The sequence below is a fragment of the Micromonospora sp. ZG13 genome, assembly GCF_059359355.1.
Map to the genome: position 1 here is coordinate 55,504 of NZ_JCADBQ010000006.1, position 14,242 is coordinate 69,745.

The window sequence follows — 14,242 nt, forward strand, 5'->3', positions numbered from 1 at the left end:
TCGATGGTGGCCACTACCGGCTGCCTCCCGTGTCGTCCCTGGCAGGTGGCGCGCCATGTCCGGCGACCCTCCCCTGAGCCGGCTGCCATCATATGGCCCGGTCGGGGGCGGGGGAACCCGCACCGTCCCCCTGTGGACACCCAGCGTGTGCGCCACGCCGCGACGACGGGTCAGCTCGACGGCGTGTCGCCCTCCCGTTCCGTGCAGACCTGCCCCGACGTGGCGAACGAGTCCGTCGAGTAGACCGCCAGCACCGTGAAGCAGTAGTCCACCCGCGAGTTCAGCCCGTTGACCGTGTAGCTGGTCCGGCCCGGGTCCACCGTGGCCATCACGCCCAGCGCCTGCCCGACCCGGCCGCCGGCCACCATGAACGGCACCCCGCCACCCGCCGGGTCCGTCCACTTCAGGGTGACCGTCGCCGAGTCGTCCGTCAGCGTCAGCCCGCCCGGCGGCGGGCCGGCGGCCGACGTCGCGGCAGCCGCCACGGGCGTCGCGGGGCCCGCCGGCGGCGCCGCGTCGCGGGTGAGCACCAGCACGCCCACACCGACGAGCGCCACCACAGCCAGGACCGCGACGACCACCGCGACGATGATCGCCGTCCGGTTGCGGCCGCCCTCCTCGGGCTCCGGCATCATCGGGTACGCCGGTGGCGGCGGGAAGGCCGGCGCCTGCTGCTGTACGGGGTGCTCGGCCGTCGGCCGGGCCCGTACGGGCTGCGCCTTCATCGGGAACGTCTCGTCGATGTCGAGGTACGCCGGCGGCAGGTCGTCGACCCGCTCCCGCTCCGGCTCCGCCTGCTCCACCTCGTCGCGCTGCCGTTGCGACTCGGCCCGCTCCAGCTCCTCCTCGACGTCCGGCTGCTCGGCGTCGCTGTCGGCGTCGGTCGTCGGGCCCGTGAGCGCCTGCGGGGGAGCCGTGCTGCTCCACGGCGGCGCGGACATGCTCCACGGCGGCGCGCTCACCGGCGACTGCACCCCGGGCGGGGCGCTCACCGGCGGTTGGACGCCGGGGGGTGTGCTGAACTGCTGCGGAAGAGCGGGCGGTGCGCTGACCGGCGGTGGCACCACCGGCGGGGGCGGGATCGGGGGCAGCGGGGGCACCGGCGGCGTACTGACGCCCCGCGGCGGCGCGCTGACGGGCGCGCTGCTCGTCCCGCGCGCGGGTGGCGCGCTGACCGGCGGCGCGGGCGGCGCGCTGCTGGGCGGGCCGCTCGTGGGGTGGGCAGGGGGTGCGCTGACCGGCGACCTGCTCGTGGGGTGGGCGGGCGGTGCGCTGATGGGTGGGCTGCTCGTCGGTGGCGCGGGCGGTGCACTGACCGAGGGCGTCGGCGGTGCGCTGATCGGCGGCGCGCTGACCGGCGGTGCGCTGACCGGCGTGGCGTGCGCCGCCGCCGGTGGGGTGCCGGGCGGCGACGCCTCGGACGACCGGGCGGGGCTGAGCGGAACGTCCGGTTCGGCGGGAGTGCCGGCAGCGCGAGCGATCTCCTCGGCGAGCAGCGGTTCGATCTGCTTGACCTGGATGGTCGGCTTGGCCCACCCGGGGGCCGGCCCCGCCGGGCGCTCCGGCACCTCCGGCGGTGCCGCCGCCTCCGACGTCGGGACCGCCGCCTGCGACGTCGAGGCGGCCGCCTCCGGCGCGGATGCGCGCGGGGCCTCTACGGTCGGCCTTGCTGCCGTCGATGACTGGACGTCGGCTGCGGCAGGTTCGGGAGCGGCGGCCACCTGGCGTGGAGGCGGCGGAGCGGGCGGGGCCGCGGGCGGCGTCACGGCAGGCGGGGACGACACCGGGGCCGCCGTCGTCGGCGCTGGCCTCGGAGCGGGAACGACCGAGGCCACCCCGGCCGCCGCCGGCGGGGCGGCACGTGGCGGTGACGGCGTGGCGGGACCCGGCACCGCCGGCGGTTGGGTCGGCCCCGAGGAAGGTGCCCAGGGAGACTGCGGCGACGCCGGTGCGGGGCGCTGCGCCGGGACGACCGGGGGCGGCGGCACGGGCACCGGCGGCACCTGAGGGGCGGCCGTAGGCACCGGCGGCACGACCGGGGGCGGCGGGATGGGCACCGGCGGGCCGTACGGCGGCTGCGCCGGGACGGCCGTCGAGGGCGGCACGGCCGGAGGCGGGGGTACGGCGGCGCGGGCCGAACCCGGCGGAGCGGGCACGACCGGCGGCGGCGGGATGGTCGGCGGCTGGGGGATCCGCTGCGGCGGAGTGGCGTACGGGGTGGCCTGTCCCCGCCCTGGGGCATGCGGTGCCTGCGGTGGGGCCGGAACCTGGGGCGGCATCGGCGGGGCCCACGCCTGCCGGGGCGGAACGGGCACCATCGGCGGTGGCGGCACGTGGGCGCCCTGCGGGGGCGGCGGAATCTGAGCGCCCTGCGGTGGGAGCGGAACCTGTGCGGCCTGGGGTGGGGGCGGAACCTGGGCGGCCTGCGGTGGGCCCGGGTACGGCTGCGGTGGTGCGGGCGGCACCTGTGGCGTGTGGCCGGCAGGGCGAGGTGGCTGCGGTGACACCGCAGGGTGCGGCGTCGGGGCGACGGGGGCGGCCCGTCCCACGCCGCGTACGCCCGGAACGGGTGGCGGCGGGATCGGCGGAGTGTGCGGGGGTGCCGGTGTGGCCGGCGGGCCGCTCGCGATGGGCGGCGTCGGGCGCGCGGCCGGCGGCTGCGGGGGGCCGACGGCGGCCGGCTCGTGCGGCCGCCAGGTGGTGGAGAGGACCGCCAGCGACATCGTTGGCTCGGAGAGCGCAGACATGTCGGGCCGCGCGACGGGTGCGGGCTGAGGGGCGGGAGCGGCGTCGCCGAGGTACTGCCGTGCCGTGCGTACCGCCGGGTGGTCGACGCCGAGCACGGCGGGCCCCAGGGTGGCGACGCGGGTGTAGTTGCGGCGGGCCTCGTGCCGGTTGCCCAGCTCGTCCGCCACCGCGGCCAGCTCGAAGGAGAGCGCCAGCATCAGCGGGTCGGACGGCGGCCAGAGCCGCTCGCCTGCGGCGAACGCCTCCTCCAGCACGCGCCGCGCGGCACCCGGGTCGTCCGCCTCCCGGTGCAGGCGGGCCAGCAGGTGCGCGGTGCTCAGCACATCCGGGTGGTCCTTGCCGTACGGCGGTCGGGCGGAGCCGACGGCGTCGTTGAGCAGTCGACGGGCGGAATGGAGATCGCCCGCGGCGCGCAGGGCGAGGGCCCGGTGCTGCACGGCGGCCAGGGGGGAGGGATGGGACACGTGGCCATGCTGCCGCGTGAGGCCCGTCGGACGCTACCCAGCCCCTCCGGTTTGCCACGGTTCGCCCGGGGCGAGACGCCTTCCGACCTGCGTCGGTCCAACCGCCGGAAGCCGATGTGCATGATCCACCCCGGGCGTGTACAGTAACTCCCCGTGCGGCCCACCAGGGCGGCCGACGGGCGGAAGACCGCCTCGGTCGACACGGTAGGCTGGACGAGCAGGTCCGGGTGGCGGAATGGCAGACGCGCTAGCTTGAGGTGCTAGTGCCCGTATAGGGCGTGGGGGTTCAAGTCCCCCCTCGGACACCAAACAAAGAACTCACGTAGATGGCCGTTGACCTGGCATAACTCAGGTCAGCGGCCTTGATCGTTTCTAGGGCGCTCACCGCCGTGGGATCACCGTGGGATCACGGGCCCGGACGAGCGTCGTCGAGCACAGCCGGCGGCGCGATCTTGCCCGGCTCGGCCCAGACGGCTACGGTCCCACTGTTGCGCATATAGGCGCGGCCGGCGGCAGAGCCCGCGAAGCCGGGTCGAGGCCGCCTGTTCACGTGGAGGAACAGTGGCGCAGATCGAGAAGAGGACCACGAAGGACGGCAAGACAACCCGCTGGCGGGTGAAGTGGCGTGCCGGCGGCCGCCGCGACGGCGAGTGGGACGGCGAGACGCTCGACTACCAGGCCGACGCGAAGCGCTTCAAGGCGCTCGTCGACGCCGCCGGCAACCACCGGCCCACGCCGGACCAGCTCGCCCAGCACGGCTTCACCGCGCTGCTGCCGGCCGGCGCCGCGCCGACGTCGGCACCGGAGCCCGCCGAGGAGAAGCTGACGTTCCGCGCGTACGCCGAGGACTGGCTGGCCACTCTCGTCAAGCCGCACCCGGAGACGGTGCGGAAGTACCGGGAGCGCCTGGAGAAGCACGTCTTCCCCCGGCTCGGAGACCGGCCGATAGCCGAGATCACCCGGCGCGAGATGCGCGAGTGGCAGCAGGGCCTGCGCGACGCCGGCCTCTCAGCGAAGACGATCGCCAACATCAGGGGCGAGTCGGTCGTGCCGATCTTCAAGGCGGCGTGCCGGCCCGGCGAGGACGAAGAGCCGGCCGTGCGGACGTACAACCCGATGGACGGCCTGGCGCTGCCCGAGGGGCCGCGCGCCGAGCGGGACATCCTGGAGAGCCCCGACGAGGCCCGCACGTTCCTCCAGGCGGCGTACGAGGTCGACCCGGAGGCGGCCGACCTGCTGCTGTGCAAGCTGGCGACCGGGCTGCGCTGGGGCGAGGTGAGCGCCCTGCCGCCCCGGGCGGTCCACGTCGCCCGAGGCACCGTGTCGATCGTGCAGGTCCTGCGGAAGGTCAACCGGCGGTGGGTCGTCGAGCCCAAGCCGAAGACGAAGCAGGGCTACCGGGAGGTGCCTCTGCCGGCGTCGGTCATGCGGATGGTCGCCGAGCGGGTGGCGCAGCGGGGCCGGGAGTTCGTGTTCATCGCGCCGCGCGGCAACCACTGGCGGTACGAGGACTTCTACACGGACCGGTGGGTGAAGATCCGCGACCTGGCCCGCGAGAAGGGCCTGCCGAGGAAGATGACGATGCACGGGCTGCGGCACTCGCTGCTGACCCTGCTGGCCACCGAGGGCGTCGACCTGGCGGCGCTGCGGACGATGGCCGGACACGCCAGCGTCACCACGACGATGAACGTCTACGTGCATGCGACGCGGCGGCACCACGAGCCGGTCCGCCGCATCGTCGGCAGCTTCCTGCCGGACAGCCTCTGAGCGGGCGAGGCGCAGCACGCCGCTGGCACCAGTCGGTATAACGAGTTCCGGGGCCGGATTAACCGCTCGACGGGGGAGGTGGGCTGCGAGACGCGGCCGGTGGACGCGAGGCCGTTGACCAGTTCCGGGGGATCGACCGGGTCGACGCGGTTACGTGGCCGGCGGACGGGCGGCGGGGAGCCGCCCGCCGCACGTTCCGTTGCGCCCGCCTCTGCCTTTGCTTCGTAAGACCGGGTTGACGGAGAGCACTACCGACCATGGTTGCGGCAGTGCGGCATCATGCCATGCGTGGATCCGTACCCTGAGGACACCGACCGAAGACAAGGACTCACGAAGGCCGCCGAGATGGGCATTTCGTTTGTGCCCGTCGCGGGCAGTGCCCTTCAGGTCGCCTTCAATGATCTCGCTGGGCGGCGCCTTGCGGATCGGCGCACCCGATGGCTGAACGACCTTGCTGCGAAGGTGCACCAGCTCGAAGAGCAGGTCGGCGACTTCGCGCAGCTCACCAGCGAGGACGCGTTCATGGACGCGCTGACCACGGCCGCGCAGATCGCCGACCGCACCTCACGCGCCGAGAAGCTCGAGGTGCTGCGCAATGCGGTCGTCAACTCCGTGATGCCCGACGCGCCGGACGTCGACACGCAGCAGCTTTTCTTCGACATGATCGACCGGTTCACCCCGACCCACGTACGAATGCTGCAGCTGCTCTCCGATCCGCCTGGCTGGTTCGACCGCCACGGAATGCCTCGGCCGGGCATCTCCATGGGCCCGAAGACCGCCATCATCGAGGCCGGTATGCCCGAGCTTGCCGGCCGCCGCGACCTGATTGACCGGTACGCCGGGCCGCTTACCACCGCTGGCCTGATCAACCAGTCGCTCAGCGGGATCATGTCGGCTGGCGGATTGTGGGTGCCGGCGACGACTCCGCTCGGCATCGAGTTCCTAGCGTTCATCGCCGACCCCGAGAGCAAGGTCGACTAATCCTTGGGCCGCCGCGGGCCGTTGACGGGTTCGTCGCGCGCGGCTTTGGCCACTGCCGCTGAAGGATCGTGATCGGGCACGCCGCGCCGGGCCCGTGCAGGCGAGAGCATGGAGGAGACACAGGTGACGAGTACAGCCTTGGACGGAGGAGCGGCGGAGGAGTCGATCGACCCATCGTGGTGGGCCCCCGCGGTGGTAGATGAGAACGGCCTCTCACGCGGGAACGAATGCCCCGAGGTGCTTTCGCTCGACCTCGCCCGCCTGAAGGCTGAAGCGCAGGTAGATGCAGGAGAGGACAGCCTCAGGACGCGCGTGCTGGACGTGCTAGCGAAAGCGGCGTCCCCCATGTTGGTTCCCGACAATTGGACGAAGCCGTACGCGCCCGCCATGCAGATCGGGAACCGCCGATCGTTCGTCCCGGAAGACTTCAGCGAGCCGGAGCTCGAGTTGCTGGCGCGCCTCGTGCCCCTCATTGAGGAGCCGGCCCTGAGGGCCAGGGCCGCTGACATCGCGTGGTCCTACGGCAACCGGCGCAACATGGACCTGCTGTCCGCTGCGGTGGATGCTTACCGTTCGGTGCCGCTGGAGCGCGACGCCTGGCTTGAGGCGGGTCGTGACGGCTGGCGACGGGCGCTTGAGCTGTCGCTGCGCCGGGGCAAGGCTGGCCGCCAGACCGTCATGGAGATGACAACGGAGCTGGCCGAGTTTCTGCTTGCCAAGGATGGCTCTGCAGGTTTCATGCTGACCCAGATTTCGGACCTGCTGCGCAAAGTCAGGTCCGTTGATCAGGCACCTCGGGATCTGGCCGACCACTTCGTGTCGCTTGCCGCTACTGTCGCCGCGAACCATCGGCTCAGGCGCGCGTACGAGCGCCACGCCTGTACCTGGTTCTCGCGGGCGGGCGAAACAGACCTTGCCAATGAGTGCATCGAGCGCGTCGCGCAGGCGTACATCGACGAGGCGGACGAGCGACTAGCGCAGGACAAGGGCGCGCTCGTTGCCGGCATGTTTATCGAGAAGGCCATCGCGACGATACGTGGTCTTCCCCGGAAGTACCGCTCCGCGCGCGGTCTCGACGGGCAACTCCAGCAGCTGCGGGACCGGCTCGCTGACATGCGAGAGCTCTCGCTAGAGGAGATGATGCTCATCCAGTCGGACCCGATCGACATCACTCCCTATGTTGAGGATGCGCGCAAGGTGGTGTCTGGGAAGGAGCGACTCGAAGCACTCGTGAGTCTCGCAGGAATCGTGCCGCTGATCGACGCCACGAAGGAGATGGCCGACGAGCGAGAGCGTATGCAGGGGAGCGTGTCGCATCTGTTCGGAAGTTCGACGTTCAGCACGGATGCACGGAAGGTCGCCACACGGGCAGGGCTTGGCGTGGGCGAGCCGTCTGACGAGGCAGTCTTCGCCGAGGTGGTCCGGGCATTCAGGTGGAGGATCGACCTCTACGTCAAGGCACTCATCTACCCTGCCCTCGAGGTGCTGATGCTCGAACACCGCTTCGACACCGGATTCCTCACAGACATCTGCGACGAATCGCCAGCCGTCCCCCCGGGGCACGCCGGCCTGTGGGCGCGTGGGCTGTGGCACGGGCTTTCCCGTGACTTCCCGTCGGCAATTTCGATGCTCGTACCCCAGGTCGAGCAGATGGTGCGCGTTTACCTGAAGGCCCACGGGATCTTCACACTCTTCGTGGACGAGAACGGCGTCGAGACGGAGAAGGGGCTCAACACCCTGCTTGAGATGCCGGAGTCCCTGCAGCTGCTGGGACCTGATCTCACCCTAGAACTGCGTGCCCTGCTGTGCGAACAGCTCGGCCCAAACCTGCGCAACGACCTGGCGCACGGGTTGCTCAACGACCCCCAGTCGTGGAGTGCTGCAGCGGTCTACGCGTGGTGGTTGTGCCTGCGACTGGTGGTCCTGCCCTACTACGGCATGCTCATGAAGGCGCAGGCAGAGGCCGGTTCTGCGGGTGAGACAACGGACGTGGAGCGATCGAGCTGAGGGCCGCTGCGGGAGCGATCAGGTCAGGGGGCCGCATGGACCGCAGCAGCACCACCTAGTAGCGCGGGCGGCGTGCCAGGTGGAGTGCTGGACGCCCACTTTGAAACCGATCCTCCTAGGACGGTCTAGGGATGGTGCGGGGGACCTCCGGGTGCCGGCATCGGGCCGGCGCGAGAACCGATGAGTGCGACGTAGCGATCGCTGCTCCGGAGGCCCCCACGATCAGCGGTGCCCGGCCAGTGCGGGGAACGCCTTGTAGGCGCCGGCCAGGTCCTCCTCCGTGAAGCGGACGTTGCGGCCGAGGCGGTGGCAGGAGATGCGGTTCTTCGACACCCAGCGCCGCAGGGTGCTCTCCGCGATGCGCAGCTTCGCTGCGGCCTCCGCGTAGGTGTAGTCCTGTGCCACCTGCCAGACCTCCCGTTCTCAACGCTTGGTGGGGGATCACCATAGACCATTGCGGCCCTACTGGTCCACGGTGGGCCACGCCGAGCCACGCAGCGATCAGAGCCGTTCGGCCCCTCTCGCCCACCGGCCGATGTACGGCTACCATCGCACTGCGCGTGCTTGCCGCGCGCGATGCGCTGGAAGTGCTGTTGGTGGCACGCCGCCCTACCAGGGTGGAGGCCCAGGTTCGAGACCTGGCCGGCGCTCGACGCCCGGCCACAGGGGAAGGTGGTGAGAGGCGCGTGTTCCACGGCAGCATCCCGGCCGACCTGCGCTCGATCATCTACGAGCACGCCGAGTCCTGGCCGGACACCGACCTCTACGTCGGCTGCTCGGGCAACTTCACGATCGAGCGGACGCTGCACAGCCGCCCCGGCGAGCGCCGCACCATCCACAGCAACGACGTCCAGGCGTACTCGAGCGCCCTCGGCTGGTGGCTCGCCGGCCGGGACCTGGACTACCGGCTCAAGGACGAGCACCGCGACGAACTGGCCTGGCTGGAGCCGTACCTCACGACGTCGACGGACACCCTCGCGTCGCTGATGCTCGGCACCCGGTTCCTCCAGTACGTCGGCCGGCAGGGCGTCTACTACGAGCGGATGGTCCGGGCGACCGTCGGCCAGTTCCCGACGATGCACGCCAAGACCGTCGCCAAGCTCAACGCCCTGACCCTGCGCCTCGGCTCCTACTACTGCGGCGACGTGCGGGACTACCTGCGCGACGTGGTGCCCGCCGAAGCGCCGGTGGCGATGTTCCCGCCGTTCTACGCCGGGGACTACGAGGCGCAGTTCGCCGGCATCGACGAGTTCTTCGACTGGCCGGCCCCGACGTACGACACGCTCGACGAGGACGGCAAGGAAGAGATCATCGGCGCGGTCCTCGACCGGCCCCACTGGATCCTCGGCCTGCACATCGCCCGCGAGGAACTGCGCCCCTGGCTGCGCGGCGTCGTCCAGACCTCCAACCGCGGCATGCCAATCTACGTCTACGCGTCGTCCGGCGCGCGCCGCGTCGTCGCGCCCGCCCAGCAGATCGCCCCGATCCTCATGCCGAAGATCGGGCCCGCCGACGACCTCGGCAACCGCATGGCCATCCACGTGCTCAACGGTGGCCAGTTCGCCGCCGTCCGCTCGCAGTTCATGAGCAAGACGATCCTGCCCGGGTCGCCGCTGCTCGCCTGCGGCGTCAGCGTCGACGGCAAGCTCGTCGGCGCGTTCGCCTACCTGCCGCCGAAATTCGACCCGGCCTGCGCCTACCTGATGAGCGACTTCCCCGTGTCGTGGACCCGGTACCGGCGGCTGGCGAAGCTGATCGTCATGGCGGCCGCCAGCCGCGAGGCGCAGTTGCTGCTCCAGCGGTCCCTGTCGAAGCGGCTGACCGCCTGGTCGACGACCGCCTTCACCGACCGGCCGAACAGCGCCAAGTACGGCCGGGGCATCCCCGGCGTGAAGCTCCAAAAGCGCAGCGAGCCGGCCGCCGACGGCATCCACCGGTACCAGCTCCAGTACGGCGGCCCCCTGGGCGACTGGACGTTGGCCGAGGCGCTGGCCGAGTGGAAGCGCCGCCACGGGAAGGACAAGCGATGAGCGACGCCGACAAGCCGCTGACCCTGCGCCGGGAGACGGTTGACCCGGCCGACCTGACGCTGCTGGAAGTCAACGCGCGGTACATGCGCAAGGAGACGTTCGACCGCCTGGTGGCCAACGTGCGCCGAGACGGCGCACTGACCAGCACGCCGCTCGTCTGGCACGACGCGGCCACCGAGCGGATGGTGGTGCTCTCCGGCAATCACCGCATCATGGCCGCCCGTGAGGTCGGCCTGACCGCCGTCGACGTCATCGTGGTCGACCAGGAGCTGTCGCGCGCCCGACAGGTCGCGCTCCAGCTGTCGCACAACGCCATCGAGGGCGAGGACGACCCGGCCACGTTGAAGCACCTCTACGAGGAGCTGGACGACGTGGACTGGCGGGCCTACTCCGGCCTAGACGACAAGCAGCTCGACCTGCTCGCGCAGGTCGACCTGGAGGGCCTGTCCGAGGCGAACCTCGACTTCGCCACCGTGCAGCTGGTGTTCCTGCCGCACGAGCTGGACGCCGCCTGCGCCTCCTTCGACGAGGCCCGCAAGCTCGTCCAGGCCGACGCCCGCTGGCTCGCCGGCTACGGCGACTACGAGACCACCCTGGACGCGCTCGCGACGACCCACGGCGCCCACAACGTCGGCAACGTAGCCACCGCGCTCGGCCTGATCCTCCAGGTGTTCGAGCGGCACCTCGGCGAGCTGCGCGACGGCGTGTGGTTCGACCCCGAGTCCGGGGAGCCCATCGGCAACGTCAACCGGCTCGTGCCGGTCGAGACGGTGATCGAGACGCGCTCGATGCCAGCCGATGCGGCCGCTGTGCTCGCCCGCGCCGTCAACAAGCTGGTCCAGTCCGGCGACGTGCCCACCGACCAACGGTGGCGGGCGCTGGAACTCCTGGCCGCCGACTACCTGGGCGGCTGAGGTGCCGGACGACTACGCGTCGCCCGGCACCACCCGCCAGATATCAGTGAGCGGCGTCCGGCGGTGCCTCGGCACCGTCGAACTCCAGCTCCGGGCGCTGGCCCGGGTTTACGACGACCCGCCATCTCAGCCGGGCCTGTCGGCTGAGGGCCACCCAAGACATCTGGTTGTTCCAGTCGAACTTGAGGATGGTGACCTCGTCGTGGTGGTGCACGTCGGACTTGTACATGTAGCCGTCGAAGCTAACCAGCGCGTCGACCTCGACAGTGCCGACCGTTGTCTCGCCTTCCAGGCGGTCGGCCGGGTACCAGCGGAGGGTGTCGACGTCAGGCTCGACGACGTCGATCGTCGTGCCCTCCAGGTACCCGTCCGGCACACCGATTTGCGTGAAGTCCAGTTCGCTTCCCCAGGGAAACTCGTCTTCCAGGTTACGGATCTCCTCGCCAGCCATGCCCTCGCAGACCGACGCTACTTCCTCGCCGAGCCGGGTGATGAGCGGCTTCTCGCCCTTCTGGTGTTCCCGGACTCGGTTCAGGGCCTCCACGTAGGAGATGCCCTCTTCCTGCGCGATGCGGCGCGCAGCACGACTCTTACTCACGGCTATGTCCTCTTCCACTGGCGGATCCCACGCGACCACCAGGTACTCAGACATGACCAGGGATCGACAGCTGCGCGAGCTTTTCGCCCTTGTCCCTCGGTGTCGCGTCGTGCGTGGGCCGACAGGCGACAGGAGAGCGGGTGGCGCAGCGCCACCGGAACCCAAGTATACCTCGCCGTCGCGACCGCGTCCGCCAGCCGCTTTGCGGGCAGCCGACTGTGAGTGAGCCGGAGATTCTGCCCTGGGACAGGCAGCGCCGAGAGCCCGAGAAGGCGTACGGGTACTTCCTGCTGTACCGCGACCTGGGCCGCACCCGCACCGTCGCCAAGGTCGCCACCGAGGTCCACAAGAGCCGGGATTACCTCCACAAGCTGGCGAGCGCCTGGAAGTGGGTGCAACGGGCGCAGACGTGGGACCGCGAAGAGGACCGGCTGTACGTCGAGGGCTTGGCCGAGCAGCGGCGCGACATGGCGCGGCGGCACGCCCGGATCGCGAGCGCGCTGCAGGCGAAGCTCGTGACCCGGTTGCAGAACCTCGACGCGTCGAAGCTCAGCCCCGGCGACATCGCCCGGTGGCTGGAGGTCGCGACCCGCGTCGAACGCCTCGCCCTAGGCCTGCCCGACTCGACCACCGCGCACACCGGCCCGGACGGCGGCCCGATCCGCGCCGAGGTCGAGCAGATGACCGAGCAGCAGCGCGCCGACTTCTTCCGGGCGCTGATGGCCGAGGCAGCGAACCGCGCCGGCCAGGCCGCACCGCACAGCGACCCGGACCCGGCCGGCGACCACGACGAAGACGACGAGGAGGGGACCGGTGGGCCGGCGGCGGAAGCCTGACGCGGAGGCGTGGATCGTACTAGAGGTGCGGGCACCCCGCTGGGCGGTGTGGTCCATCGGCGGCGGCGTGGTGCTGCTGGCCGCCGCCAACGCCGCCGCCGTGGTGGTGCTCCTGGCGGTCACCCGGTGAGCCGAGGCATTCGTTCGGCGCGGCTGCTCGTCGGGCACCGCGCGCCGGCCGCCGCCCCACCGCCGGCGCGCGGGCCGCTCGACGTGCAGCCCCACCGGCGGCACCTCGGCCGGGCCTGCGTCGGCCTGACCCTGGCGCAGCGGCGCGCGTTGCGGCGCCGCGCCTGGGTGTGGCGGCTGCTGCTGTTGGGCTGGCTGCTGCTGACCGCGCTGGTGCTGTGGGTCGCGGTGCAGTGGATCGGCCCGGCCGGGGCCGGCTGCCCACTGCTGATGGCGACGGTCCTGCTCGCCCTCGCCTGGTGCGGCTCCGTGGACCTGCGGGACCAGGAGCGCGAGATGCGGAACGGACGCTGACCGATGCTGCTGGCGTACCCGGACCCGGCGCTGATGACCGACGCCGAGCTGGCCACGTACCTGCGCGAGGTGTCGGAGGTGCAGGGCCTCGTCCGGTACGACTGGCCCCGGCACGCCCGGTCTGAGCAGCTGGAGCCGAACAGGGCGTACCGGATCTGGATGCTGCTCGCCGGCCGTGGCTTCGGGAAGACGCGCACTGGTGCCGAGACGGTCCGGAAGTGGGCGACGGCGAAGCCGGGCGGGCACTACGCGGTGATCGCGAAGACGCACCGCGAGGTGTACAACGTCTGCTTCACCGCCCGGCGTGCCGGCCTGCTGGCCGTGGTGCCGCCGAAGGACGTGAAGACGTTCAACAAGAGCGAGCCGTACCTGGAGCTGAAGAACGGCGCGATCATCCGCGGCTTCGGCGCGCAGGACCCCGACGTGCTGCGCGGCTACGACTTCGACGGCGTGTGGTGCGACGAGTACGCCGCCTGGCCCGTGCAGACGGCGCAGGGCGTGTTCGACATGCTGTGGTTCTGCATGCGTGAGGCCGAGAGCCCGCACATGGTCATCAGCACGACCCCGAAGCCGTTGCCGCACGTGAAGAAGCTGCTGACCCGGGCGGCGAAGCAGAAGGCGCGTAGCCGCTGGCCCCGGGTGGTCATCACCCGAGGCCGGACGCTGGACAACGCGGCGAACCTCAGCCAGGAGGCGCTGGAGGAGCTGCTGAAGCAGTACGGCGGCACCCGGCTCGGCCGGCAGGAGCTGGACGCCGAGCTGCTGACCGACGTTGAGGGCGCGCTGTGGAAGTCGGCGTGGATCGAGGCTGGCCGCGTCGACAAGGACGACGTGCCGAAACTGGTCCGGACCGTCGTCAGCGTCGACCCGGCGGACACCGTGTCGGAGACGAGCGATGAGACTGGCATTGTGGCCGTCGGCCGTGGCGAGGACGGCGAGCACTACGTGCTGGCCGACCGGAGCATGAAGATCGCCGGCATGGCTGCCGCCCGGCGGATCTGGCAGTGCTACCTGGACGTCGACGCGGACGTGGTGATCTACGAGGGCTCGTCGGCGTGGCTGCGGGACATCCTGGTCGACGCCTGGGGGGCCATGCAGAAGGAGGGCCTGCTGCCGGGCGGTGATCCGCCGCTGGACGTGGTGCAGGCCCGCGTGTCGAAGCGGGTGCGGGCGGAGCCGGTCGCGGCCCGGTACGAGGTGGACCCGCCGCGCGTGCATCACGTCGGCGCGTTCCCGGCGCTGGAGGACCAGATGACGACCTGGACGCCGGAGTCGGGGGACTCCCCGGACCGGCTCGACGCCCTGGTCCACGGGGTGACGTACCTCCGGTCGAAGGAGACGCGCCGGGCCACGGTGGCGTCGCCGCTGAGGCGCAAAACCGCAGGTCAGGGCGGTTCCTGATTGGACGGTAGAT

12 protein-coding genes, 2 tRNA genes and 1 pseudogene are annotated in these 14,242 nt (G+C 71.4%); 11 read left to right on the forward strand and 4 right to left on the reverse strand.

The features are described 5' to 3' along the window. Positions 1–170: 170 nt before the first annotated feature. Entirely contained in the window at positions 171–962 is a 792-nt protein-coding gene (locus AC5L34_RS15110) for a fibronectin type III domain-containing protein (RefSeq protein WP_441176020.1), read from the reverse strand. Between AC5L34_RS15110 and AC5L34_RS15115 the strand changes: the two genes are divergently transcribed. Next, entirely contained in the window at positions 940–2,007 is a 1,068-nt protein-coding gene (locus AC5L34_RS15115; protein WP_494825769.1) for a hypothetical protein, read from the forward strand. The two genes, AC5L34_RS15110 and AC5L34_RS15115, sit on opposite strands and share 23 nt — an antisense overlap. 560 nt (positions 2,008–2,567) lie before the next feature. Here the strand turns inward: AC5L34_RS15115 and AC5L34_RS15120 are convergent. Beyond that, positions 2,568–3,212: pseudogene (locus AC5L34_RS15120) on the reverse strand (tetratricopeptide repeat protein); the annotation flags it as partial. Between the two features lie 221 nt (positions 3,213–3,433). Here AC5L34_RS15120 and AC5L34_RS15125 point away from each other — a divergent pair. The 4 genes from AC5L34_RS15125 to AC5L34_RS15140 all read left to right on the forward strand — a co-directional run bounded on the left by AC5L34_RS15125 (position 3,434) and on the right by AC5L34_RS15140 (position 7,967). Next, a tRNA-Leu gene (locus AC5L34_RS15125) sits at positions 3,434–3,520 on the forward strand. A gap of 253 nt (positions 3,521–3,773) precedes the next feature. After that, positions 3,774–4,979, forward strand: coding sequence for a tyrosine-type recombinase/integrase (locus AC5L34_RS15130; protein ID WP_494825414.1), 1,206 nt, complete (start codon positions 3,774–3,776; stop codon positions 4,977–4,979). A gap of 288 nt (positions 4,980–5,267) precedes the next feature. Next, positions 5,268–5,960: a hypothetical protein gene (locus AC5L34_RS15135; RefSeq protein ID WP_494825416.1), complete on the forward strand. Its 693-nt coding sequence runs from the start codon at positions 5,268–5,270 to the stop codon at positions 5,958–5,960. A 108-nt stretch (positions 5,961–6,068) separates the two neighbouring features. Continuing rightward, the gene (locus AC5L34_RS15140) at positions 6,069–7,967 is read left to right on the forward strand and encodes a DUF7380 domain-containing protein (RefSeq protein WP_494825417.1); all 1,899 of its coding nucleotides are present in this window, start codon (positions 6,069–6,071) and stop codon (positions 7,965–7,967) included. A 222-nt stretch (positions 7,968–8,189) separates the two neighbouring features. On the opposite strand, the gene AC5L34_RS15145 is transcribed toward AC5L34_RS15140, so the two are convergent. After that, positions 8,190–8,372, reverse strand: coding sequence for a helix-turn-helix domain-containing protein (locus AC5L34_RS15145; RefSeq protein WP_494825419.1), 183 nt, complete (start codon positions 8,370–8,372; stop codon positions 8,190–8,192). A gap of 173 nt (positions 8,373–8,545) precedes the next feature. Here AC5L34_RS15145 and AC5L34_RS15150 point away from each other — a divergent pair. From AC5L34_RS15150 to AC5L34_RS15160, 3 genes are all read left to right on the forward strand, one after another. Further along, positions 8,546–8,617, forward strand: a tRNA-Gly gene (locus AC5L34_RS15150). A gap of 36 nt (positions 8,618–8,653) precedes the next feature. Next, complete coding sequence (locus tag AC5L34_RS15155) at positions 8,654–9,997, forward strand: putative antirestriction adenine methyltransferase (protein WP_494825421.1); 1,344 nt, start codon at positions 8,654–8,656, stop codon at positions 9,995–9,997. Beyond that, entirely contained in the window at positions 9,994–10,911 is a 918-nt protein-coding gene (locus AC5L34_RS15160; RefSeq protein ID WP_494825423.1) for a ParB N-terminal domain-containing protein, read from the forward strand. The genes AC5L34_RS15155 and AC5L34_RS15160 overlap by 4 nt, the downstream gene beginning before the upstream one ends. Positions 10,912–10,954: 43 nt before the next feature. Here the strand turns inward: AC5L34_RS15160 and AC5L34_RS15165 are convergent, their stop codons facing one another. Continuing rightward, positions 10,955–11,563, reverse strand: coding sequence for a hypothetical protein (locus tag AC5L34_RS15165; RefSeq protein ID WP_494825425.1), 609 nt, complete (start codon positions 11,561–11,563; stop codon positions 10,955–10,957). A 164-nt stretch (positions 11,564–11,727) separates the two neighbouring features. Here AC5L34_RS15165 and AC5L34_RS15170 point away from each other — a divergent pair, with 164 nt between their 5' ends. The 3 genes from AC5L34_RS15170 to AC5L34_RS15180 all read left to right on the forward strand — a co-directional run bounded on the left by AC5L34_RS15170 (position 11,728) and on the right by AC5L34_RS15180 (position 14,229). Next, positions 11,728–12,345, forward strand: a complete 618-nt coding sequence (locus AC5L34_RS15170; RefSeq protein ID WP_494825427.1) for a hypothetical protein — start codon at positions 11,728–11,730, stop codon at positions 12,343–12,345. Positions 12,346–12,471: 126 nt separating this feature from the next. Next, positions 12,472–12,828: a hypothetical protein gene (locus AC5L34_RS15175; protein WP_494825429.1), complete on the forward strand. Its 357-nt coding sequence runs from the start codon at positions 12,472–12,474 to the stop codon at positions 12,826–12,828. A gap of 3 nt (positions 12,829–12,831) precedes the next feature. Continuing rightward, positions 12,832–14,229, forward strand: coding sequence for a terminase large subunit domain-containing protein (locus AC5L34_RS15180; protein WP_494825431.1), 1,398 nt, complete (start codon positions 12,832–12,834; stop codon positions 14,227–14,229). Positions 14,230–14,242 lie beyond the last annotated feature (13 nt).